General features: G+C 64.3%; 18 protein-coding genes. 14 read left to right on the top strand and 4 right to left on the bottom strand.

Annotated elements, in window-relative coordinates; all coding sequences use genetic code 11:
* Positions 1-10: 10 nt before the first annotated feature.
* The 7 genes from FQU74_RS11580 to lexA all read left to right on the top strand — a co-directional run bounded on the left by FQU74_RS11580 (position 11) and on the right by lexA (position 5,541).
* Positions 11-592 (top strand): anthranilate synthase component II, encoded by a 582-nt coding sequence (locus tag FQU74_RS11580; RefSeq protein ID WP_146286613.1) that lies wholly within the window; start codon positions 11-13, stop codon positions 590-592.
* Positions 589-1,602, top strand: coding sequence for an anthranilate phosphoribosyltransferase (gene trpD, locus FQU74_RS11575; protein WP_146286612.1), 1,014 nt, complete (start codon positions 589-591; stop codon positions 1,600-1,602). Before FQU74_RS11580 ends, trpD begins: the two co-directional genes overlap by 4 nt.
* A 7-nt stretch (positions 1,603-1,609) precedes the next feature.
* On the top strand, positions 1,610-2,245 hold the full coding sequence (locus tag FQU74_RS11570) for a uracil-DNA glycosylase (RefSeq protein WP_146286663.1): 636 nt from the start codon (positions 1,610-1,612) through the stop codon (positions 2,243-2,245).
* A 61-nt stretch (positions 2,246-2,306) separates the two neighbouring features.
* Positions 2,307-3,119 (top strand): indole-3-glycerol phosphate synthase TrpC, encoded by an 813-nt coding sequence (gene trpC, locus FQU74_RS11565; protein ID WP_146286611.1) that lies wholly within the window; start codon positions 2,307-2,309, stop codon positions 3,117-3,119.
* Entirely contained in the window at positions 3,116-3,595 is a 480-nt protein-coding gene (gene moaC, locus FQU74_RS11560) for a cyclic pyranopterin monophosphate synthase MoaC (protein WP_146286610.1), read from the top strand. Before trpC ends, moaC begins: the two co-directional genes overlap by 4 nt.
* Positions 3,592-4,767, top strand: coding sequence for a molybdopterin molybdotransferase MoeA (locus tag FQU74_RS11555; RefSeq protein ID WP_146286609.1), 1,176 nt, complete (start codon positions 3,592-3,594; stop codon positions 4,765-4,767). The genes moaC and FQU74_RS11555 overlap by 4 nt, the downstream gene beginning before the upstream one ends.
* 81 nt (positions 4,768-4,848) lie before the next feature.
* Positions 4,849-5,541: a transcriptional repressor LexA gene (gene lexA / locus FQU74_RS11550; RefSeq protein ID WP_146286608.1), complete on the top strand. Its 693-nt coding sequence runs from the start codon at positions 4,849-4,851 to the stop codon at positions 5,539-5,541.
* On the opposite strand, the gene FQU74_RS11545 is transcribed toward lexA, so the two are convergent.
* Positions 5,535-7,646 carry a ComEC/Rec2 family competence protein gene (locus FQU74_RS11545; RefSeq protein ID WP_146286607.1) on the bottom strand — a complete coding sequence of 704 codons (2,112 nt, stop codon included), beginning with the start codon at positions 7,644-7,646 and terminating at the stop codon, positions 5,535-5,537. The genes lexA and FQU74_RS11545 overlap by 7 nt on opposite strands.
* A 96-nt stretch (positions 7,647-7,742) precedes the next feature.
* On the opposite strand from FQU74_RS11545, the gene gltX reads away from it, so the two are divergent.
* The 3 genes from gltX (at position 7,743) to FQU74_RS11530 (ending at position 11,325) form a co-directional block, all read left to right on the top strand.
* Positions 7,743-9,152 carry a glutamate--tRNA ligase gene (gltX, locus tag FQU74_RS11540; RefSeq protein ID WP_146286662.1) on the top strand — a complete coding sequence of 470 codons (1,410 nt, stop codon included), beginning with the start codon at positions 7,743-7,745 and terminating at the stop codon, positions 9,150-9,152.
* A gap of 78 nt (positions 9,153-9,230) precedes the next feature.
* A complete protein-coding gene (gene gltA / locus FQU74_RS11535) occupies positions 9,231-10,526 on the top strand; it encodes a citrate synthase (protein WP_146286606.1) in 1,296 nt (431 codons plus the stop codon).
* 97 nt (positions 10,527-10,623) lie between these two features.
* Complete coding sequence (locus FQU74_RS11530) at positions 10,624-11,325, top strand: heparan-alpha-glucosaminide N-acetyltransferase (protein ID WP_146286605.1); 702 nt, start codon at positions 10,624-10,626, stop codon at positions 11,323-11,325.
* Between the two features lie 3 nt (positions 11,326-11,328).
* Here FQU74_RS11530 and FQU74_RS11525 read toward each other — a convergent pair whose 3' ends face one another.
* Positions 11,329-12,420, bottom strand: coding sequence for a DUF2235 domain-containing protein (locus FQU74_RS11525; protein ID WP_146286604.1), 1,092 nt, complete (start codon positions 12,418-12,420; stop codon positions 11,329-11,331).
* A 146-nt stretch (positions 12,421-12,566) separates the two neighbouring features.
* Complete coding sequence (locus FQU74_RS11520) at positions 12,567-13,712, bottom strand: type III PLP-dependent enzyme (protein WP_146286603.1); 1,146 nt, start codon at positions 13,710-13,712, stop codon at positions 12,567-12,569.
* Positions 13,713-13,923: 211 nt separating this feature from the next.
* Between FQU74_RS11520 and FQU74_RS11515 the strand changes: the two genes are divergently transcribed.
* From FQU74_RS11515 to FQU74_RS11500, 4 genes are all read left to right on the top strand, one after another.
* Positions 13,924-14,355: an Lrp/AsnC family transcriptional regulator gene (locus FQU74_RS11515; RefSeq protein WP_146286602.1), complete on the top strand. Its 432-nt coding sequence runs from the start codon at positions 13,924-13,926 to the stop codon at positions 14,353-14,355.
* A gap of 79 nt (positions 14,356-14,434) precedes the next feature.
* Positions 14,435-15,190, top strand: a complete 756-nt coding sequence (locus FQU74_RS11510) for a VOC family protein (protein ID WP_170246231.1) — start codon at positions 14,435-14,437, stop codon at positions 15,188-15,190.
* 150 nt (positions 15,191-15,340) lie between these two features.
* Positions 15,341-18,406, top strand: coding sequence for a valine--tRNA ligase (locus FQU74_RS11505; protein ID WP_146286601.1), 3,066 nt, complete (start codon positions 15,341-15,343; stop codon positions 18,404-18,406).
* Between the two features lie 54 nt (positions 18,407-18,460).
* Entirely contained in the window at positions 18,461-19,570 is a 1,110-nt protein-coding gene (locus tag FQU74_RS11500; RefSeq protein ID WP_146286600.1) for a pyridoxal phosphate-dependent aminotransferase, read from the top strand.
* Here the strand turns inward: FQU74_RS11500 and FQU74_RS19630 are convergent.
* Entirely contained in the window at positions 19,567-19,953 is a 387-nt protein-coding gene (locus FQU74_RS19630; RefSeq protein ID WP_229704361.1) for a DUF4177 domain-containing protein, read from the bottom strand. The genes FQU74_RS11500 and FQU74_RS19630 overlap by 4 nt on opposite strands.
* Positions 19,954-20,095: the final 142 nt, after the last annotated feature.

The raw sequence follows: 20,095 nt of genomic DNA, 5'->3' as shown, positions 1-20,095 counted from the left end.
GCCCGGCACGATGCTTCTGTTGATCGACAATTACGACAGCTTCACCTACAACCTCGTCCATTATCTGGGCGAGTTGGGGGCGGATGTCCGCGTGGTGCGCAACGACGCGCTGAACGTGCAGGAAGCCATGGCCCTGCGCCCCGAGATGATCGTGCTGAGCCCCGGCCCCTGCGATCCGGCCCAGGCCGGGATCTGCCTTCCGCTGACCGCCGCCGCCGCCGAGGCGAAGATCCCTCTTCTGGGTGTCTGCCTTGGGCACCAGACGATTGGCGAGGCCTTTGGCGGCAAGGTTGTGCGCTGCCATGAGATTGTTCACGGCAAGATGGGCACCATGCACCATTCGGGCCAAGGCGTATTCCGTGGCCTGCCTTCGCCCTTCCTTGCCACGCGCTATCACAGCCTTGTCGTGGAACGCGACACCCTGCCTGACTGCCTTGAGGTGACGGCATGGCTTGACGATGGCACGATCATGGGATTGCGCCACAAGACGCTGCCCATCGAAGGTGTCCAGTTCCACCCCGAAAGCATCGCCAGCGAGCATGGGCATCAGTTGCTGAAGAACTTCCTTGAAAGCGCCCGGGTGCCAGCATGAGCGAGCGCCTGAAGCCGCTGATCGGTATTGCCGCCACCCGCCCCCTGACGCGCGCCGAGGCGGAAACTGCCTTTGCCGCCCTCTTTGAGGGCGAGGCCACGCCCGCACAGATGGGCGGCTTTCTGATGGCGCTACGCACGCGGGGAGAGACGGTCGAGGAATATGCGGCGGCTGCATCCGTCATGCGGTCAAAATGCCATGCGGTGCGCGCGCCTGCGGGCGCGATGGACATAGTGGGCACCGGGGGCGATGGCAAAGGCACGCTCAATATCTCGACCGCAACCGCCTTTGTAGTCGCGGGCGCGGGCGTTCCGGTCGCCAAGCACGGCAACAGGAACCTGTCGTCCAAGTCAGGTGCGGCCGATGCACTGACAGAGATGGGCATCAATGTGATGGTCGGACCGGAGATCGTGGAACGTTGCCTGGCCGAGGCCGGGATCGGCTTCATGATGGCGCCGATGCACCACCCCGCTATGCGCCACGTGGGCCCGGTGCGCACCGAGCTTGGGACGCGCACGATCTTCAACATCCTCGGGCCGCTGACCAATCCGGCGGGCGCCAAGCGTCAGTTGACCGGCACCTTCAGCGATGCCCTGCTGCGCCCCATGGCCGAGACGCTGCATGTTCTGGGGTCGGAAAAGGCCTGGCTCGTGCATGGCGGGGATGGCACGGACGAAATCTCGATCGCCGCGCCCACCCGCGTCGCGGCGCTTGAGGGGGGGCAGATCCGCGAGTTCAGCATCCATCCTGAGGATGCAGGCCTTCCCGCGCACCCGTTCGAGGCCATTATCGGCGGTACACCGCAGGAAAACGCCGCCGCCTTCCGCCGCCTACTGGAGGGCGAGACGGGGGCCTATCGCGATGCCGTTCTGCTCAACTCGGCGGCGGCACTCGTTGTGGCGGATCGTGCCCCCAGCCTGCCCGAAGGGGTGGAACTGGCCCGCGAGTCGCTCGATTCCGGCGCGGCACTCGGCAAGGTGGAAGCGCTGGTTGCCCTGACGGCGGCGTAAGGTGGGGCTGCCTGCCCCGCCCGCAAGCTGGGCCGATCTGCCGTTCTTTTCCCGCGACTGGCCTGCCCTTGCTGCGCGACTGACTGACAATCCTGGCTGGCAACCGGCCGCGATCTTTCGAGCGCTGGACCTGACACCACGCGAAAAGGTCCGCGTCGTCATTCTGGGCCAGGACCCCTATCACACGCCGGGCCGGGCCACGGGCCTTGCCTTCAGCTTTCCACCGGGCGAGCCAGCACGGGATTCGCTGCGCAACATCCTGACCGAGTTGCGGTCTGACCTTGGCGTTGATCGCAAGGATGGAGATCTCACCGGTTGGGCGCGGCAGGGCGTGCTTCTTCTGAACTCGGTCCTGACCGTGCCGGTCGGGCAGGCCTTTGGGCACAAGCGTTGGGGGTGGGAGGCGCTGGTGTCGCAGATTCTGATGGCGACCGCAGAGGACGGGCCGCGCGCATTTCTTCTGTGGGGACGACCAGCACAGGCAGCTTGCGCCCGACTGCCCCGCGCGCGGCACCTGTTCATCGAGAGCGCGCATCCCTCGCCGCTATCGGCCCATCGCGGCTTTTTCGGCTCGCGCCCCTTCAGCCGGGTCAACGACTGGCTGGCGACGCGGGAAGAACCCCCGATCGACTGGTCGGTCTAGACGCAAACGCCGGGTTTTCAAACGCTTCCGCAACGGCTAGACCTTTGGGAAGGAGACCAACATGAGCACCATTCTCGACCGCATCAAGGCCTACAAGCTTGAAGAAATCGCCGCCCGCAAGGCAGAGCGACCCTTGGCCGAGGTGGAGGCCGCGGCAAAGGCCGCGCCAGCCCCACGTGGATTTGCCCGCGCGCTGCGACAGGCCGCGACCACCGGTTATGGGTTGATCGCCGAGATCAAGAAGGCAAGCCCCTCCAAGGGCCTGATCCGCGCGGACTTCGATCCGCCCGCCCTTTCCAAGGCCTATGAGGAAGGCGGCGCCACCTGCCTTTCCGTCCTGACCGACGGCCCCTCGTTTCAGGGCGCCGATGAGTTTCTGACGCAGGCCCATGACGCAACCAGCCTGCCCTGCCTGCGCAAGGACTTCATCCATGACGCCTACCAGATTGTCGAGGCACGCGCGCTGAAGGCAGACTGCATCCTGCTGATCATGGCCTCACTCGACGATACCGAGGCGGCCGAACTGGAACAGGTCGCCATCCAGTGGGGCATGGATGTGCTGATCGAGGTGCATGACCGCGCCGAGCTCGAGCGTGCCGCCCGGCTGAAATCGCCGCTGATCGGCATCAACAACCGCAATCTGCACACCTTCGAGGTGACGCTGGACACGACCCGCGATCTGGCGCGCCGCGTGCCCGAGGATCGACTGATCGTGTCGGAAAGCGGCCTTTTCACCCCTGGCGATCTTGCGGATATGGCCCAGTATGGCGCGCGCTGCTTCCTGATCGGGGAAAGCCTGATGCGCCAGCCCGATGTCGCGGCAGCAACGCGCGCAATCCTTTCGCAGCCCTTGACCTCGCAAGGGAGGGCGTGATGGCGCTGACGCATTTCGACGCCGCCGGCCATGCCCATATGGTCGATGTGTCGGAAAAGCCCGTCACGGCCCGCATCGCCATCGCGCGCGGCACCGTCAGGATGAGCGCCGAGACGCTGGCCCTGGTAACCGAGGGCCGGGCCGAGAAGGGCGATGTGTTGGGCGTTGCGCGTCTGGCCGGTATCATGGGCGCCAAGAAGACGGCCGATCTGATTCCGCTCTGCCACCCCTTGCCAATCACCAAGGTCGCGATCGACCTGACGCCAGACCCTGACCTGCCCGGCATCGTGGTCGAGGCGACCGTCAAGACCGGCGGCCAGACCGGGGTGGAGATGGAGGCGCTGACCGCTGTTACCACCGCTTGCCTGACGATCTACGACATGGTCAAGGCTGTCGAAAAAACCATGCGGATAGAGGGGATACACCTCGTTCTGAAGGACGGCGGCAAATCCGGCCGCTTTGAGGCCGCGCCGTGATCACCGTCGAGGAAGCCTTGGGCCATGTGCTCGCGCTGGCCCGCGTGATGCCGGTCGAGACGGTTGCGCTGGCTGATGCCGCAGGGCGCTGGATGGCCGAACCGGTCGCCGCCCGTCGCGACCAACCGCCCTTTGACGCCTCGGCCATGGATGGCTACGCCGTTACGGACGAGGCCCCCCTTGGCGCGACATACACCGTCGTCGGCGAGGCGGGCGCCGGTCATGGCTTCGGCGGGCGGATCAACGCGGGCGAGGCGCTGCGCATCTTCACTGGCGCCCCGGTGCCCGATGGCGCACAGCGTGTGGTGCTGCAAGAGAGCGTCCGGCGCGACGGGGCGCAGATTACAATCACCGAAGCCTCGGCAAACACCAATATCCGCCCGCGTGGCGATGATTTCCGCCTTGGCCAAGCCTTTGGCCCCAAACGGATATCCGCTTCTGACCTCGCGCTGTTGGCCGCGATGAACCTGCCTGAAGTTCCGGTGCGCCGGAAGCCCGAGGTTGCGATCATTGCGACAGGGGATGAACTGGTCATGCCCGGCGAGACGCCGGGGCCCGACCAGATTGTCGCGTCCAACTCTTTTGCGATCAAGGCCCTGGTGGAACAGGCCGGGGGCCGGGTACGGATGCTTCCGATCGCGCGCGATACCGAAGCCTCGCTCCGCGCGGTGTTCGACCTCGCCGATGGCGCCGATCTGATCGTGACGATCGGTGGCGCCTCGGTGGGTGACCATGACGTGGTTGCGAGACTGGCCGAGGGGATGGGGCTAAAGCGCGCCTTCTACAAGATCGCTATGCGCCCCGGAAAGCCGCTGATGGCCGGAATGATGCGCGGCGCACCGATGCTGGGACTGCCGGGCAACCCCGTCTCTGCCATCGTCTGTGCGCATCTTTTCGTGCTGCCTCTGGTTCGCGCCATGCTGGGCGATCCCTCCCCCGTTCTGCCACTGCGGCAGGCAAGGCTCGGCTCTGATGTCGATGCGACCGGCCCGCGCACGCATTACATGCGCGCGAGCTTGACGATGTCGCCTGACGCGCCGGTGGTCACCCCTTTCACGCGGCAGGATTCCGCCCTGCTTGGGGTGCTGGCCGAGGCGGACGCCTTGCTGGTGCGCCCATTGGGCGACGGCCCGCGCCGGGCCGGCGATCTGGCCGAGTACCTGCCCCTTTAGGTGAAACCGCTTGACACAAACCGGGAACACGGGCAGAACATTACGATAACTCCGGACTATTCGTCACAAGGGGCAGGCCAAATGCTTACGCGCAAGCAACTGGAACTTCTGGATTTCATCCGCGTCCGGATGGAAAGTGACGGCGTCCCGCCTTCGTTTGATGAAATGAAGGAAGCGCTCGATCTGCGCTCCAAGTCTGGCATCCACCGGTTGATCACGGCACTGGAAGAGCGGGGCTTCATCCGCCGCCTTGCGCACCGCGCCCGCGCGATCGAGATCGTCAAATTGCCCGAGGCAATGGAACGACCCGGTTTCACCCCCCGCGTAATTGCAGGCGACCGTCCGGAAGCCCCTCCGCCGCGTGGCGCCCGCCCTGTTGAGGCGATACACGCGCTTGAGCTTCCGGTCATGGGGCGCATCGCGGCCGGTGTGCCGATTGAGGCGATATCAGAAGTGTCGCACCATGTTGCCGTGCCCGGATCGATGCTGTCGGGCAGCGGCCAGCACTATGCGCTGGAGGTGCGTGGCGACTCGATGATCGAAGCGGGCATCAACGACGGCGACATCGTTGTGATCCGCGAACAGTCAACCGCAGAGAACGGCGATATTGTCGTAGCACTGGTCGAGGATGCAGAGGCCACGCTGAAGCGCTTTCGCCGCAAGGGCAACACAATTGCGCTTGAGGCGGCGAACCCCGCCTATGAGACGCGCATCCTGCCTGACCATCTGGTGAAGGTGCAGGGTCGTCTCGTCGGGTTGATCCGTAGCTATTGACCCGGTTCTTTTGGCCGAGACAGGCGCATGACGGTGTCTGCCGGCAGGTCCTGAGGCGACCAGATACGCGCGCCCCTGCGTGACGGGATCAGGACAAGTCTTTGATCCGAAGGACTTACAGCAAGTCCCCCCGTTGCGCGAAGCAATTCGGGTCCGATAACACGGCAAGGGCCATCCGGTTCGACGTTCGGCTCGGAAGAGATCACCAGATCGAACTGGGCGCACATCGCGCCTGACATGGCGACACCCGCCTTTCCGCGCAGAAGAACTCCATTCCACGCACCGATCTGAAAGCTCCGCGCGGCGGCCTGCCCTGCAAACCCCGGACGAAGCGCTGCCTTCTCCTGATCGGCGAGATCGCCATCATTCTCAAGCCACGAGGTTGCCGCGAATCCGGCGCCACGGGCGGAAGACAGCGCGCGACCGTCCTGACCCAAGATACCCACAAGCCGCCCATCGGCGGATATGAGCATCTGCGGCCGGACCTGCGGCCAGTAGACGAAGGCCAGCGTCAGCGGCAGGAGTGCAAGCAGCCGCGTCCGCCCGCGTGGCAAAACCGCTATGACCGCTGCGAAGCCAAGTGCGGCAAGCACCCAAGTCTGCGGTGCTGGCACGGCAGTCACCGCCCCGTCCCATGCCGCGACGACCGAGGCGACATAAAGAATCCATTGGCACCCCAAGCCCATGATCCAGAGCGGAATGGCGGCTAAGCCAAACGGCGCCAATAGCGCGGCGACCGCGCCCGCAGGCATCACAACCGCACCCATAACAGGCACCGTCAACAGGTTGGCAATCAGGCCAAAGTCCGCGATCCGACCGAAATGGGCCGCACCAAATGGCGCAGTCGCGGCCCCCGCAAGGACCGAAGACAGGACCAAAGTGAAAACCGGCATGATCCAGCGCGGCAGACGTCCGCGCAGCATCCCCCGCTCCACCCCGGCGAAGCCAGCGATCAGCGCGGCGGTGGCGGCAAACGACATCTGGAACCCCGGATCGAGCAGGCTTTCCGGCCGGACCAGCAGCAGCACCGTGGCCGAAATCGCGACCGACCGCATCGACAGCGCCCGCCGGTCCAGCAGAACCGCCCCCAGCATCACGACGACCATCAGGAAGGCGCGTTCCGTTGCCACGTTTGCCCCGGACAGCAGCATGTAGAACCACGCCACAAACAACGAGACAACGGCCGCGATCTTCTTTGCGTTGATCCGCAGTGCAATCATGGGAATGAAGGCGATCGCGCTGCGGATCAACATGAAAACAAACCCAATCAGGAAGGCGAGGTTCATCCCCGAGATCGCCAACAGATGGGCAAGGCTCGATGCCCGCAAATCCTCGACCGCCGTAAGGCTGAGGCCTGCGCGATCCCCCGTCATCACGCCCGAGGCGAAGGCGCCTGGATCTCCGGCCACATGCGCCTGAATCCCGTGCGAGAACCAGGCGCGCAGCCGGGCAATCCACTGCTCGCTCGGCCCCGGATCGGACAACAGCAGCACCGGATGCGGGGTGTAGCCAACCGCGCCAAGGCGCTGGAACCATGCAACGCGCCTGAAGTCGAAGTCACCGGGCTCGACCGGACCTTCCGGGCCAGAAAGGTGGCCCGTCGTCTGGATCACTTGCCCCGGCTCTGGCGAAAGCCAGCTGCGCTTGCCACGCAGCGAGATCCGGATACGCAGGGGGGTGTTTTCCGGCGGCACATTATCAAGCACCACCTGGTCCAGGGTCAGCCGCAGCGCATCGGTTTGCGAGCGGTCAATCTCGATGATCCGCCCGGTGATCGGCCCATAGTAGCGGAAGTCGAGTACAGGTGCCGCGACCAGATGCGCGCGCGTACCCGCCGCGATCAGCCCGAGCGAAAGACACAGCACCGCGATGGCCACCGGGCCCAAGCGCTCGTCACTGGTCCATCCGACCCAGACCGCCGCCAGACTGATCGCCCCTAGACTTGCGTAGACGGCCAGACCCGGCTCAGCCGGGGACGCGAACCAGAGCCCGATCCCGATGGCTAGCCCGACCGGCACCCAGGGAAACAGGTTCCCCCGCGCCTCGGCCAGGGTCGCCGACGGCAGGTGCAGGATCCGCATGCCGCGTTCGGCCCAAGCCGCCACCTTGTTTCCCGCCCTCCTCTCGCCTATCACCGGACGCGATCCTATCGCCGCCAAGGTTTCCGAAAGGTTAACGCTGAAAGGCCCATGCACATGTCCATGAACTCTGGCGGAAAGCCCGTCGTCACCCGTTTCGCCCCGTCGCCCACCGGCTATCTGCACATCGGCGGCGGCCGGACGGCGCTGTTCAACTGGCTTTATGCCCGTGGTCGCGGCGGCAAGTTCCTGCTGCGGATCGAGGATACCGACCGCGAACGCTCCACCCCCGAGGCGACGGCAGCGATCCTGCGGGGTCTGAAGTGGCTGGGGCTCGATTGGGATGGCGATGTTGTCAGCCAGTTCGAACGCCGCGATCGTCATGCCGAGGTCGCGCACGAGATGCTTGCACGAGGAACGGCCTACAAGTGCTTCTCAACAAAGGAAGAAATTGAGGCATTCCGTGCCGAGGCCGAGGCGCGGGGCAGTTATGCGCTGTTCCAGAGCCCCTGGCGCGACGCCGATCCCGCGACCTACCCTGACAGGCCCTACGCGATCCGCATGAAGGCCCCACGGACGGGTGAGACGGTGATCGACGATCAGGTGCAGGGCCAGGTCATCATCAAGAACGAGACGCTCGACGACATGATCGTCCTGCGTTCGGACGGGACGCCCACCTATATGCTGGCCGTGGTGGTCGACGATCACGACATGGGCGTGACCCATGTGATCCGTGGTGACGACCATCTGGTCAACGCCGCGCGTCAACAGATGATCTATGACGCGATGGGTTGGGACGTTCCGGTCTGGGCGCATATCCCGCTGATTCACGGACCGGACGGCAAGAAGCTTTCCAAGCGCCACGGCGCCCTCGGCGTCGAGGAATATCAGGTCATGGGCTATCCGGCGGCGGGGATGCGCAACTACCTGACGCGGCTTGGCTGGGGGCATGGCGATGCCGAGTTTTTCACCAGCGAACAGGCCATGGAATGGTTCGACCTGAAGGGAATCGGTCGCGCGCCTGCCCGGCTCGACTTCAAGAAGCTGGAGAATCTTTGCGGTCAGCACATTGCAGCATCAGACGACGCTGCATTGCTGCATGAACTTGAGGCATTCCTGACGGCCGCCAACCTGCCCGCACTTTCAGAGGCACAGCGCGCCCTTATGCTCAAGGGCATGCCCAGTCTGAAGGAGCGCGCGAAGACATTCCCGGAACTTCTTGAAAAGGCGCGGTATATCACGGTATCACGCCCTGTCCCGCGCGATGAGGCTGCGGAAAAGGCGCTTGACACGGTATCCCGTGGTATACTGAAATTGTTGACGCCGCGCCTGCAAACTGCTAGCTGGACGAAAGAGAATCTTGAGGCCATTCTGACCGGGGCCGCCGCCGAGCACGGCATGGGCTTTGGCAAACTGGCAGCCCCCTTGCGTGCAGCCCTTGCTGGCCGCACGGTAAGCCCGAGCGTCTATGACATGATGCTGGTCATCGGTCAGGACGAGACCATTGCGCGGCTGGAGGATGCCGCGGCCTGAACAGGCCGCCCCTTCTGCCGGAGAGATACGCCGCAGCGCCAACACCGGCGCTGCAAGCCAACGCAGAGGGATGTGGAAATGGCAGAAACAGGTAAAAGCGCGAAGCTGACACTCGGCGACAAGGTCATCGACCTGCCGATCCTGTCGGGCACCGTCGGCCCCGACGTGCTCGACATCCGAAAGCTCTACGCGCAGGGTGACGTGTTCACCTACGATCCCGGCTTTACCTCGACTGCCGCCTGCGACAGCGCCATTACCTATATCGACGGCGATGTGGGCGAGCTTCTGCACCGCGGCTACCCGATCGAACAACTGGCGGAAAAGTCGCACTATCTTGAGGTCTGCTATCTGCTGCTGAATGGCGAACTGCCGAACGCCGCCCAGATGGCTGACTTCGAATCCCGCATCACGCGCCACACGATGGTGCATGAACAGATGCACAACTTCTTCCGTGGCTTCCGGCGCGACGCTCACCCGATGGCGACCATGGTCGGCGTGGTGGGCGCCATGTCGGCCTTCTACCACGACTCGACCGACATCAATGACCCGTGGCAGCGCGAGGTCGCTTCGATGCGGCTGATCGCCAAGCTGCCGACCATCGCGGCAATGGCCTACAAGTATTCGATCGGCCAACCCTTCGTCTATCCGAAGAACAGCCTCGATTATGCGTCGAACTTCCTGCACATGTGCTTCGCGGTTCCCTGCGAGGATTATGTGGTCAATCCGATCCTGGCCAAGGCCATGGACCGGATCATGATGCTGCACGCCGACCATGAGCAGAACGCGTCCACCTCGACGGTGCGTCTGGCGGGCTCTTCGGGCGCCAACCCGTTTGCCTGCATCGCGGCTGGCATCGCCTGCCTCTGGGGCCCCGCCCACGGCGGCGCCAACCAGGCCTGCCTCGAGATGCTGCGCGAGATCGGATCGGTCGACCGGATCCCCGAGTTCATCCGTCGCGCCAAGGATAAGGACGACCCGTTCCGCCTGATGGGCTTTGGCCACCGCGTTTACAAGAACTTCGATCCCCGCGCGAAGGTCATGAAAGAGTCGGCGGACGAGGTTCTGGGCCTTCTGGGTATCGAGAACAACCCGACCCTGCAGGTTGCCAAAGAGCTTGAGCGGATCGCGCTTGAAGATGATTACTTCATCTCGAAGAAGCTCTATCCCAACGTCGACTTCTACTCGGGCATCATCCTTGATGCGATGGGCTTCCCGACCGCGATGTTCACCCCGATCTTCGCGCTGTCGCGCACCGTGGGCTGGATCAGCCAGTGGAAGGAAATGATTGGCGACCCCACCCAGAAGATCGGCCGCCCGCGCCAGCTCTACACCGGGTCGGCCAAGCGCGACTACGTGGATGTGCGCCACCGCTGAGTGCAGCGCAAGGCGAGGAAAGGGCAGCCGCTGGGCTGCCCTTTTGCGTTGCGACGCGCCCGAAGCTGGGCCACAAGGGCAGCCAGAGGGGTGACGGATGGCAGGCCGGATCTGGATCATTGATGCCGCGCGGACACTTGCCCTTTTGGGCATGGTGGTTTTTCACCTGTGCTTTGATCTTCAGATGTATGGGTATCTCCCGCCCGGTACGACGCAAGCGCCTGCGCTCTTCTGGCTGGCCCGCATCGTGGCGGGGGGCTTCCTGTTTCTGGCCGGTGCGTCGCTCTGGCTGGGCCATGGCAACGGCATACGCTGGCAGGCCTTTTGGCAGCGCTGGCTACGGATCGCTGCGGCGGCAGCGCTGGTCAGTCTTGCCACCCGCATCGCCATGCCACAGGCTTGGGTGTTTTACGGGATCCTGCACAGCATCGCGGTCGCGAGCCTTCTGGGGCTGGCTTTCCTGCGACTGCCGCCGATGCTGACGATTGTCACGGGCGCGACTGTCATGGCGGCGTCTTACCATCTTCCACAGATCTTGCAGTGGAACGCCCCGGCCCTGCGCTGGCTGGGGCTTGCGAATATTCCGACGCAGACCATTGATTTTGAGCCACTTTTTCCGTGGTTCGGCCCCTTCCTGCTGGGGCTTGGCACGGCGCGGCTTCTTGGCCCGCTCTGGCCCTCCCTCGCAGGCATCACCGGACCGCGGTGGCTCGCTTGGCCCGGCCGGCACTCACTGGCGATCTATCTTCTGCACCAGCCTATCTTACTCGGGGCGATCTGGCTGATCGGTTTCCTCTGAGCCTTACTCTCGCAGCACCGCCACGTCGCGGCGCGGCAGATCGACCTGACGACCGGGCTCTGCCTGTTGCACCGAAGGGTGGATCGCCTCGGACCGGTCGCGCCCAACCCGGCGCGCTTTTCGCAGCAGGAACGCCGCACCGAAACCGCGCCACGCCCCCACCATCGGCGCCATCGCATCGCAGGGAAAGCGGTTGCGCCAATCCGCAGGCAGGTTCAGCCCGCAAGCCTCAGCCCGGTCCAGCATCCAGACGAGCGGGATATTCGCCAGCGGGCGGGCGGCCTCAAACTGGCCAAGCTGCCCACCGATATCGCCATGCGCCCCGCGAAACCACACCTGCTCGACGTTCCCTGCCCAGCCGGGCGGGCATTCCCAGAGGACGGGCTCAAAGACCTGCCGGTTTTCGTGCAGGGCCAGGGCATGAAAGCCATGGCGGATCGAGTGGCCAAGGTGGTGGTTGTGAAAGGCATGACGCCCTTCGGTCAGCTTCCACAGCAGCGGCAACCGCAACCCCAGTGCCTTGACGGTGTCCCAGACACCGATCATCTGGATCGAGGCCGCCGGGTGACAGTAGAGGCGCGCAAAGGCGCGCGACGTGGCGCTGTCGGGGCCATTCTGGTAATATCGATAGGCTTGGCGCACGTTGCGTTCCGTCGCAGCATCTTGGCGCAGCAGGCCGACACGGTCGATCACGCCCGCAAGGCTGCGCACGGCATAGGCGCCACGCGAATAGCCGAAAAGATAGATCCGGTCCCCTGCCCGATAATGGCTGGCCAGATAGCCATAGGCCCGGACAATCTGGCGATCAATCCCGCCCCCCTGCATCACATCAAGCGTGTCGCGCCATGATCGCCATTGAAGGCCGGGTTCGTAATAGAGGCTGCGGCGATTGCCCGGAACAGTCTCACGCAATAGCTGAAATGCGCGGCCTGCGTTGCTTTCATGTCCGGGGTGAAGCGAGGCAAGCGTGCCGTCGAGGACGATCACATGATCCACCTGCCCGCGCCGGACACCCTTTGGCGGGGCATCCGCGGGATCGGTACGCGGGACTTGCCTTCGCGCATACCATCGGACGAGACGGTCAAGAAGGCTCATGGGCTGGCCCTTGCCTTCCCGGTCCGTCCGACAGTCTGCGGTATCGTGACCATGCGCCCCCCTGGCTGATGTCGCCCAAGGCTAATGGTCAAATCGTAAACGCCCGGCAAAGATTGTCCAGCCGGGCGCTTGGAAACAGCCGGGTTTCAGACCTTCAACGACAGGACTGTCGCGATCGTCAGATCCCCAAAGCCGTTGAAGCGGGTATTGGTGGCGATCGAATAGGCGCCCATGCCGTGGATGATCAGATAGTCGCCCTCGGCAATATCCTCGGCCAGCATCAGCTCGCCCGGCAGACGGTCGACGGAATCGCAGGTGGGGCCAAAGACGATACGCGAGGCCAGCGCACCGTCCCGCTTGCGGCCCTGGCCGTCCACGGTTTCGATGCGGTCGATAATGCCGACCAGCGGCAGTTCGGCCAGCGCGCCATAGACACCATCGTTCAGGAAGACATGCATGCCATCCCGCACCGCCTTGACCTTGGCCGCGTGGGTGAAGGCATCGCCACAAAGCGCACGGCCCGGCTCGCAGACCAGCATGGGGCGCGCATCGCCAAAGGCCTCGGACGCCACGCGGTCGATCAGGGCAAAGGTCTCTTCGATCTGCGGGACCACGGCCTGCAGGCGGTAGTTCGGGAAGCCGCCACCCACGTTCAACCGCGCCACGGTAACGCCCGCCTCACGCCCGATATCGGCGGCGGCGCGGATATAGGCTTCCCACGCATGGGGGTCGGTGCATTGCGTACCAGGATGGAAGGTCAGCGAGGGGATGAACCCTGCCTCATGCGCCCGCTTCAGAAGCTGGGCTGCAAGTTCCACCGTCGCGCCAAACTTGGCGCCAAAGTTGTAGGCCGCACCCGCCACCGGCAGCTTGAAGCGGACAGAGATCTCGCAGTTTTCGGCCGGGACAAGCTCAATGAGCTTTTCCAGTTCCGACGCACTGTCGACCGACCAGCTTTTCACGCCCAGCTCAACCGCTTGTGCAATTTCGGCGCGCGCACGCACGGGGTTGTTGTAATGCAGCGCCGCATCCGGGGCGATGCGGCGGATCAGACGGATCTCGCCGGGCGAAGCCACGTCAAAGCCGCGCACGCCAGCGGCCGCCAGGTTCTCGATCACCACGTCCGAAGGGTTGGTCTTGACCGCATAGGTCACCATGCCCGGAAAGCCGTCGATGAACCGACGCGCCGCCGCCTGCAGAACCGTAGGCGAGAAGAAGATCACCGGATTTTCGGGCTGTGCCGTGCGAAGAAATTCAGTCGGGTTGGACCAGATTGTTTTCGAGAGTCCCATCGGCGTTTCCTTTCTGCCAACAAGACGCAACTGCCCGGCCCGCAAAAGCGGGGGTTCGGCACCTGCGCGGTCATTACAACCAGGCCAGGTGCGTATGAGCCGCCCTTTTCCTGAAAACGTGGAATGCGCATATGGGACCAAACTTCATCGATGAAAACTGCAAAAATATAGTGTAGAGATAACAAAATGACGAAATCGGCAGGCAAAATGAATGGACGAACTTGATCGCAACATCATCGGGCTTCTCAGCGCCGATGCACGCATGTCCGTGGCCACGTTGGCGCGCCGGATGAAGGTTGCGCGCTCTACCGTACAGGCCCGTCTGGAGCGGCTTGAGACGACCGGCGTCATCGCCGGCTACACCCTGAAACTGGGCGAGGCGGCACGTCAGGGGCGGCTTCGCGCCAGTGTCCTTCTGACGATAGAGCCGCGGGCGCAGGCTGCGATCATCACCCGCCTGAAGTCGATTGCCGAGATCGAGAAGGTGTTCACCACCTCGGGCCGTTATGACCTGCTTCTGCAGGTCGCAGCGCCTTCAACTCATGTTCTGGATCAGGTGCTTGACCAGATCGGCGCGCTGACCGGTGTTGTCAGTTCGGAAAGCCTGATCCACCTGACGACCAAGTTCGACCGCGCCGTATAGGGGCGATCCAGGGACGGAATCATCGACAGCCGCCCGTGGGCATGAGAGCCTTGCCCCGCAACTTTCGTGGAGGATCACCATGAACGCGATCGTCGGAAAGCCCACCTGGTATGAGCTTGCAACACCCGATCTTGCGGGCGCCGCCGCCTTTTATGGCCCGCTGCTGAACTGGCAGTTCCGCGATGCAGGCATGGAGGGATTTACCTATCACCTCGCCTCGCGCGGTGAGGCCATGGTGGCAGGGATGATGACGGTGATGCCCGAGGTGCCGCCGCATTGGCTTATCTACTTCGAGGTTGCTAGCGCCGATGCTGCTGTCGCCGCGACCGAGGCCGCAGGCGGGCGGGTGCTCATGTCGGCCAGCGACGTGCCTGAAACCGGGCGCTTCGCCGTTCTGGCCGATCCGCAGGGCGCCGCATTCGGGATTCTTGAGCCGCTGCCCGGCATGCCCTCGCAAGCCTATGACCCGATGCAAAGTGGCCATGGCAACTGGCACGAGTTGAACACCACCGAACCGGGCCCGGCACTGTCCTTCTACACCGCGCTTTTTGGCTGGACCCCGACCCAGGCCATGCCAATGGGCGAGATGGGGGACTATCAGCTCTTTGCCCAAGGCGGCCGCGATATCGGCGGCATGATGCGCCTGCAAAGCGCGGACGTGCCGCCCTACTGGATGCCCTATTTCGGCACCGCAAGCATCAAGGCGGCGATGGCGCAGATCACCGCCAGCGGCGGCAAGGTCCACCATGGCCCGCAAGAGGTTCCCGGCGGGGCGTTTATCTGTCTGGCCGAAGACCCGCAAGGCGTACACTTCGCACTGGTGGGCGGGGCCTGACCGACACGAGGGCCCGAGCGGGGCGTGGCACCCGCCACGAGGCCCGGCAAACCGCCGCCAGACTTCGGTCGTGCCGCTGAAAGGCTTTTCCTTCGGCGCCCGATTGGATACATCGTTGCCAACAGCTGCTGAACGCTTGGAAAGACCCTGATGCCGATGGAAAAGACCTTCAACGCCCCCGAAGCCGAGGCGCGGATTTCAAAGCTCTGGATCGACGCAAAGGTCGGCCGCGCGGGTGCCAACGCCCGCCCCGGGGCCGAGGCCTTCTCCATCATGATCCCGCCGCCGAACGTGACAGGCAGCCTGCACATGGGGCACGCCTTCAACAACACGCTGCAGGATATCCTGATCCGCTGGCACCGCATGCGCGGCCACGACACGCTCTGGCAGCCCGGCACCGATCACGCGGGCATCGCCACGCAAATGGTGGTGGAGCGTGAACTCACCCGCACGCAACAGCCCTCTCGCCGCGAAATGGGCCGCGAGGCGTTTCTGTCGAAGGTGTGGGAGTGGAAGGAACAGTCCGGCGGCACGATCATCAACCAGCTGAAACGCCTTGGCGCCACCTGCGACTGGGACCGCGAAGCCTTTACCATGTCGGGCAATTTTCCCGAAGCGGTGATCAAGGTCTTTGTCGACATGTACGAAAAGGGCCTCATCTACCGCGGCAAGCGGCTGGTGAACTGGGACCCGCATTTTGAAACCGCGATTTCTGATCTCGAGGTGGAGAATATCGAGGTGAAGGGCCACATGTGGCACTTCAAGTATCGTCTGGCCGGGGGAGAGACCTACGAATACGTCGAGAAAGACTCCGACGGGAACGTAACCCTGCGCGAGACGCGCGACTATATCTCGATCGCGACCACCCGCCCCGAGACAATGCTGGGCGATGGTGCAGTGGCCGTGCATCCCTCGGACGAGCGTTACCGCCCGATCGTGGGCAAGATGGTGCATCTGCCACTCTGCGACCGTCTGATCCCGATCGTGACCGACGAATATCCCGATCCCGATTTCGGCTCGGGCGCGGTGAAGATCACGGGCGCGCATGACTTCAATGACTATCAGGTGGCCAAGCGCAACAACCTGCCTATGTACCGGTTGATGGACCGGCAGGGCCGGATGCGGGCAGATGGCGCTTCGTACGAGGATTGCGTGGCCCGTGCGCGGGAGATCGCAGCAGGCTCACCCACGACCGAAACCGAGGTCGACAGCCTGAACCTCGTGCCCGAAAAATATCGCGGCCTTGACCGGTTCGAGGCGCGCAAACAGGTAATCGAGGACATCAACGCAGCAGGCCTTGCGGTGATGATCCCCGACCAGTCCGAGGACATCCCCGAAGAGCACATGATCCCGCTGGTGGACGCAAAGCCCATCATGCAGCCTTTCGGTGACCGCTCGAAAGTCGTGATCGAGCCGATGCTGACCGACCAGTGGTTCGTCGACACCGCAAAGATCGTGGGGCCGGCGCTCGATGCGGTGCGCTCGGGCCGTGTCAAGATCATGCCGGAGTCGGGCGAAAAGACCTATTACCACTGGCTTGAGAACATCGAGCCCTGGTGCATCTCGCGCCAGCTGTGGTGGGGGCACCAGATCCCGGTATGGTATGGTCTGGATATCTGGCCAACCGGTTTCCACGATGACGAAGGCGACAACGCGCTCGACGAGACCGAGATCTTCCGCCTGCTGGCCGACGGTGCGTTCAATCACGCCGAGCCGATCTACCGCTGCGCCGCCGATGTCGCGGGTGTGGCGGAACGGTTCAAGGACGCGCTGGCCCCGCTGCCCAGCCCGCTGAACCACGCCCGCATCGTCGAGGTCGCGGACCGTCATGAGGCGGTCGAGACGCTGGCCCGCGCGCTGGCGGACTATAACCTTACGCAGGACCCGACCCACCTTGTCTATCCGGTCTGGCGCGACGAAGACGTGCTCGACACCTGGTTCTCGTCGGGGCTCTGGCCCATCGGCACGCTGGGCTGGCCCGAGAACACGCCCGAACTGCAACGCTATTACCCGACCAGCGTTCTGGTGACCGGGCAGGACATCCTGTTCTTCTGGGTCGCCCGCATGATGATGATGCAGCTGGCCGTGGTGGAGGAAATCCCGTTCCACACCGTCTATCTGCATGGTCTCGTGCGCGACGCCAAGGGCAAGAAGATGTCCAAGTCGCTGGGCAACGTCGTTGACCCGCTGGAGCTGATCGACGAATACGGTGCCGACGCGCTGCGCTTTACCAATGCCGCGATGGCAAGCCTTGGCGGCGTGCTGAAGCTCGACACCCAGCGGATCGCCGGCTATCGCAACTTCACGACCAAGCTGTGGAACGCCTGCCGCTTTGCGGAAATGAACGGTGTCTGGGAAGGCCATGCCACCCAGCCCGAAGCGCCGCAGGCGACCGCGACCGCCAACCGCTGGATCATCGGCGAGACGGCAAAGGCGCTGGCCGAGGTGGATACCGCGCTGGCCGAATTCCGCTTCGACTATGCCGCGCAGGCGCTTTACGCCTTTGTCTGGGGCAAGGTCTGCGACTGGTATGTCGAATTCGCCAAGCCCCTGTTCGATGGCGATCAGGCGGATGAGACGCGCAAGACCATGGCCTGGGTGCTGGATCAATGCATGATCCTGCTGCACCCCTTCATGCCCTTCATCACCGAAGAGCTGTGGGGCACGACGGGGAAACGCGACAAGCTGCTGGTGCATACCGACTGGCCCGTTCTTGGCGCCGGTCTGATCGATGCGGCGGCCGATCACGAGATGACCTGGGTCACTGGCCTGATCGACGAGATCCGCTCGGCCCGCGCGCAGATGCATGTGCCGGTCGGGTTGAAGCTCGATATGCTGGCGCTGTCGATGGACGATGCCGCGCGTGACGCCTGGACGCGGAACGAGGTGCTGATCAAGCGCCTTGCCCGTATCGAAAGCCTGACACCGGCCAGCACCGCGCCCAAGGGTGCGCTGTCCATCGCGGCCGAAGGCGCAAGCCTGTCGATCCCGCTTGAGGGCATCATCGACATCGCGGCCGAGAAGGCCCGCCTTGGCAAGTCGCTGGAAAAGCTTGAAAAAGAGATTTCTGGCCTCAAGGCACGGCTTGGAAACCCGAAGTTCATCGAGAGCGCGAAAGAAGAGGTCGTGGATGAGACCCGCGGCAATCTCGAAGCGCGTGAGGCCGAGGCCGCATTGATCGCGAGCGCGGTCGCGCGACTGGCCGAGATCGTCTGACCTCCGGGCGCGCGGGGGCTTGCACCGCCGCGCGCTTCGCTGTCTGATCGGGCCATGACAGAGACGCCCCGCTACACACCAATTGCCGCCGCCCTGCCCGCCTCGGTGCCCTTCGTGGGCCCTGAAACCACCGAACGTGCGACAGGCCAGCCGTTTCGCGCGCGCCTCGGTGCGAATGAAAGCCTGTTTGGCCCCTCGCCCAAGGCCATTGCGGCCATGCAGGCCGCGGCGCAGGACGTCTGGATGTATGGCGACCCTGAGGTGCATGAGCTGCGCCACGCACTGGCCGCCCATCACGGGGTCAGCGCGGACCATGTCGTGGTCGGCGAAGGCATTGACGGCCTTCTGGGCTACCTGGTGCGGCTGACGGTTGGTCCGGGCGATGCAGTCGTCACCTCGGACGGCGCCTATCCGACGTTCAACTTTCACGTGACGGGCTTTGGCGGCGCGCTGCACAAGGTGCCCTACCGGGGCGACTTTGAAGACCCCGAGGCGCTGCTGGAACTCGCACACCGGGTTCGCCCCAAGCTGATCTACCTTGCCAACCCGGACAATCCGATGGGCTCGCACCATCCCGGTGCGACGATTGCAGCGCTTCTCGACCGTATCCCCGATGGCTCGCTTCTGGTTCTGGATGAGGCCTATGTGGAACTGGCACCCGAAGGGACCGCCGCCCCGATCATGGCGGATGATCCGCGCGTGATCCGTATGCGCACCTTTTCAAAGGGATACGGCATGGCAGGGCTGCGCGTGGGCTATGCGCTTGCGGCACCAGGGCTTGCGGCAGCCTTCAACAAGGTGCGCAACCATTTCGGGGTTGGGCGCGTTGCACAGGCCGGGGCGCTGGCCGCGCTTGCCGATCAGGACTGGCTTGCCCATGTGCGCGAGAGGGTGGACGCATCCCGCGCGGCCATTGCGCGCATCGCCAAAGAGAACGGCCTTACCCCGCTGCCTTCGGCCACCAATTTCGTGACGATCGATTGCGGGCGGGACGGCGCCTTTGCCCGCGCGGTGCTGAACCAGCTTGTCGCGCGTGGCATCTTTGTTCGCATGCCCTTTGTTGCGCCCCATGACCGCTGCATCCGCATCAGCTGCGGCGACGAGGCAGCACTTGCCGCCCTCGCAGGGGTTCTGCCACAGGCGCTGGCAGCAGCCCGGTCTTAGCCCTTCGCCGCCTCTTCGCGGGCGGGGCCAAGGGCGGGCACGCGCGCGGCCTCAGTGGAGGGAACGGCATCCAGATCGCGCGCCGAGCCAAGGCGCGGAGCGACCGGTTCGGACAGGATCAGGCTCGGCGCGGGCGCGTCGGCCATACGGGCAACCGCGCGGCGAAAGACCAGCATATTCTGATAGGTCGTGGTCTTGCCGGTCAGCCCGGCGCGCTCTTCACAGGGCAGTGTGTCCGCGCGCAGATACTCCCACCCCTCGCGCGCCATGTCGTTCATGGTTTGCGACAGCGCATGGGCAAAGCGCTCAGGGGTGGTTTTCAGGCCACGGGCCTTTTCGGCCTTACGGGGCGCGGGCACCACGCGATATTCGAATTGCTGCATCTGGTGCCTCCGGGCGGGTCAAGGTTTGGGCCAAAGGGAATCTCCGGCCAGCAAGTGATAGAAACCCGCAGGCCCCGACGCAACCGCGCGCGACGATGGCCCGCATCACGCCCGCGTCATTCGGCAGGGCATTGCCCATGAA

Origin of the sequence: Gemmobacter aquaticus, from assembly GCF_007859075.1 — a bacterium.
In the GTDB taxonomy this organism is placed as follows: Bacteria; Pseudomonadota; Alphaproteobacteria; order Rhodobacterales; family Rhodobacteraceae; genus Gemmobacter; species Gemmobacter aquaticus.
The sequence above is the reverse complement of the archived record's forward strand: the minus strand, read 5'-3'. Positions and strand labels throughout refer to the sequence as shown.

Excerpts from the sequence above, each read along its gene's own strand:
- FQU74_RS11525 (WP_146286604.1), bottom strand. The coding sequence starts at position 12,420 with ATGAGCCTTCTTGACCGTCTCGTCCGATGGTATGCGCGAAGGCAAGTC.
- FQU74_RS11530 (WP_146286605.1), top strand. The coding sequence starts at position 10,624 with ATGGCAGGCCGGATCTGGATCATTGATGCCGCGCGGACACTTGCCCTT.
- FQU74_RS11510 (WP_170246231.1), top strand. The coding sequence starts at position 14,435 with ATGAACGCGATCGTCGGAAAGCCCACCTGGTATGAGCTTGCAACACCC.
- trpC (WP_146286611.1), top strand. The coding sequence starts at position 2,307 with ATGAGCACCATTCTCGACCGCATCAAGGCCTACAAGCTTGAAGAAATC.
- gltA (WP_146286606.1), top strand. The coding sequence starts at position 9,231 with ATGGCAGAAACAGGTAAAAGCGCGAAGCTGACACTCGGCGACAAGGTC.
- FQU74_RS11520 (WP_146286603.1), bottom strand. The coding sequence starts at position 13,712 with ATGGGACTCTCGAAAACAATCTGGTCCAACCCGACTGAATTTCTTCGC.
- lexA (WP_146286608.1), top strand. The coding sequence starts at position 4,849 with ATGCTTACGCGCAAGCAACTGGAACTTCTGGATTTCATCCGCGTCCGG.
- FQU74_RS11515 (WP_146286602.1), top strand. The coding sequence starts at position 13,924 with ATGGACGAACTTGATCGCAACATCATCGGGCTTCTCAGCGCCGATGCA.
- trpD (WP_146286612.1), top strand. The coding sequence starts at position 589 with ATGAGCGAGCGCCTGAAGCCGCTGATCGGTATTGCCGCCACCCGCCCC.
- FQU74_RS11500 (WP_146286600.1), top strand. The coding sequence starts at position 18,461 with ATGACAGAGACGCCCCGCTACACACCAATTGCCGCCGCCCTGCCCGCC.
- gltX (WP_146286662.1), top strand. The coding sequence starts at position 7,743 with ATGAACTCTGGCGGAAAGCCCGTCGTCACCCGTTTCGCCCCGTCGCCC.
- FQU74_RS11505 (WP_146286601.1), top strand. The coding sequence starts at position 15,341 with ATGCCGATGGAAAAGACCTTCAACGCCCCCGAAGCCGAGGCGCGGATT.
- FQU74_RS11580 (WP_146286613.1), top strand. The coding sequence starts at position 11 with ATGCTTCTGTTGATCGACAATTACGACAGCTTCACCTACAACCTCGTC.
- FQU74_RS19630 (WP_229704361.1), bottom strand. The coding sequence starts at position 19,953 with ATGCAGCAATTCGAATATCGCGTGGTGCCCGCGCCCCGTAAGGCCGAA.